Origin of the sequence: Pseudomonas sp. PS01299, from assembly GCF_029960145.1 — a bacterium.
Lineage (GTDB): Bacteria > Pseudomonadota > Gammaproteobacteria > Pseudomonadales > Pseudomonadaceae > Aquipseudomonas > Aquipseudomonas putida_A.
In genome coordinates, this window is record NZ_JASCPO010000470.1 from 1 (window position 1) to 1,642 (window position 1,642).

The following is a 1,642-nucleotide window of genomic DNA, read 5'->3' on the forward strand; positions in this document are numbered from 1 at the left end:
GGCTTGCTCGCGAAGGCGGTGAATCAGTCAACACAAATGCTGAATGGCACACCGCATTCGCGAGCAAGCCCGCTCCCACAGGGTTATCTATTGACTTGAGGATTGAGGCGGCAGCCCTGCCGTTCGCTCAGCCACTGCGCGCGGTTGCTGCGGCCCATGCCGCTGACGGTGATGGTTTTGCTCGCGCTGTCATCGCTGAATTCGCTGGTTGGCAGCCACTGTTTCACATAACCCCGGCAATATTCGGCATCGTTGTTCATCACGTAACGACACGAACAATATTCCTTGGCCGTGTAGGCGCTGATGATGTCGGGGAACGCCCAGAGGTTTGCCCGTTCGAGCCAGATCCAGCCGAGCAGCACGATCAGCGCCAACAGCAACACCCGCTTCAACAGTTTCATGGCTGCACCGCCTTGAGCACGCGTTTGAGCAGCTCGTTGTGGCGATAGCTGCCGTCGCGGTCATCGGCGTAACGCACGATCACCAGTTTCTCGCTGGGGATCACATACAGCGCCTGGCCCCAGTGGCCGAGGGCGGCGAAGGTGTCGGGCGGCGCGTCGGGCCACGGCGCGGCGGCGCCATCCGCCGGGCGATTGAGCCACCACTGACCACCGGGCACCGCTTCGTCCTGATGCGCCTTGTAGCCGGCAAAGGCAGTGCGGTTGAAAGCGACCCAATCCTTGGGCAGCAATTGCCGGTCGTGCCAACGTCCGTCGCGGGCCATCAGCAAACCGACCCGCGCCAGATCCCGCGCCGTGAGATAGGCATAAGAGGACGCGACGAACGTATCGCCGGCATCGGTTTCCCACACGGCGTGGCGGATGCCCAGCGGCTCGAACAACGCGGTCCATGGATAGTCAGGATAACGCTGTGGGCCAACCATGTTCTTGAGCGCCGCCGCCAGCAGATTGCTGTCGCCACTGGAGTAACGGAACGTCTGCCCCGGTGGCGCATAAGCATCGTGATCGGCAGTGAACGCTGGCATGTCGCGGTGCCCACGGGTGTAGAGCATCGCCACCACCGAGGATTTCAGCGGCGCGTATTCGTAGTCTTCCTGCCAGTCCAGCCCGGAAGCCCAGTGCAGCAGATCCGCCACGGTGATCGCCGGATGTTTTTCCAGCGCCGGATAAAACTTCGAAACCGGATCATCCAGTTTGAACAGGCCTTCGCCATACGCCACGCCGAGTACCGTGGCCATCAGGCTTTTGCTGATCGACCAGGTCAGGTGCGGGGTCTCGGCACGGGTCGGGCCGGCGTAGCGTTCGTAGATCAACTGGCCGTCGCGGATGATCAGCAGCGCGTCCGTGCGGATGCCCTGGCGGGTAGTGTCGTCGCGGGGTGGGAAGGCGTAGGTCTCTAATGCCTCGACCGCTGCGCCGCTGATTTTTGCGCCAGTCGGCCATTGCTCACCGGGCCATTGCTCGGCCTGGACCGTGAAGCTGATCAGCAGCAGAAACAGGGACAGGCTTTTGCACATGGTGAGGGCTCTTGGGGAGAACCTGCTGAGGGTAGTCTTGCCACATGACAGATGTGTGGTGTTTTTGCCACCGCCTTCGCGAGCAAGCCCGCTCCCACATTTGAAACGCTTTCCAAGGGTGGGAGCGGGCTTGCTCGCGAAGAGGCCAGTCAGACCACCGCCAAA

Annotated in this window: 2 protein-coding genes; both read right to left on the minus strand. The window is 62.0% G+C overall.

From position 1 onward, the window contains the following. Positions 1 to 83: 83 nt before the first annotated feature. Positions 84 to 401 carry an amidase gene (locus tag QMX91_RS31050; RefSeq protein ID WP_098967607.1) on the minus strand — a complete coding sequence of 106 codons (318 nt, stop codon included), beginning with the start codon at positions 399 to 401 and terminating at the stop codon, positions 84 to 86. After that, complete coding sequence (locus tag QMX91_RS31055; protein WP_223007622.1) at positions 398 to 1,477, minus strand: serine hydrolase; 1,080 nt, start codon at positions 1,475 to 1,477, stop codon at positions 398 to 400. The genes QMX91_RS31050 and QMX91_RS31055 overlap by 4 nt, the downstream gene beginning before the upstream one ends. Between the last annotated feature and the right edge of the window lie 165 nt (positions 1,478 to 1,642).

Excerpts from the sequence above, each read along its gene's own strand:
- QMX91_RS31050 (WP_098967607.1), bottom strand. The coding sequence starts at position 401 with ATGAAACTGTTGAAGCGGGTGTTGCTGTTGGCGCTGATCGTGCTGCTC.
- QMX91_RS31055 (WP_223007622.1), bottom strand. The coding sequence starts at position 1,477 with ATGTGCAAAAGCCTGTCCCTGTTTCTGCTGCTGATCAGCTTCACGGTC.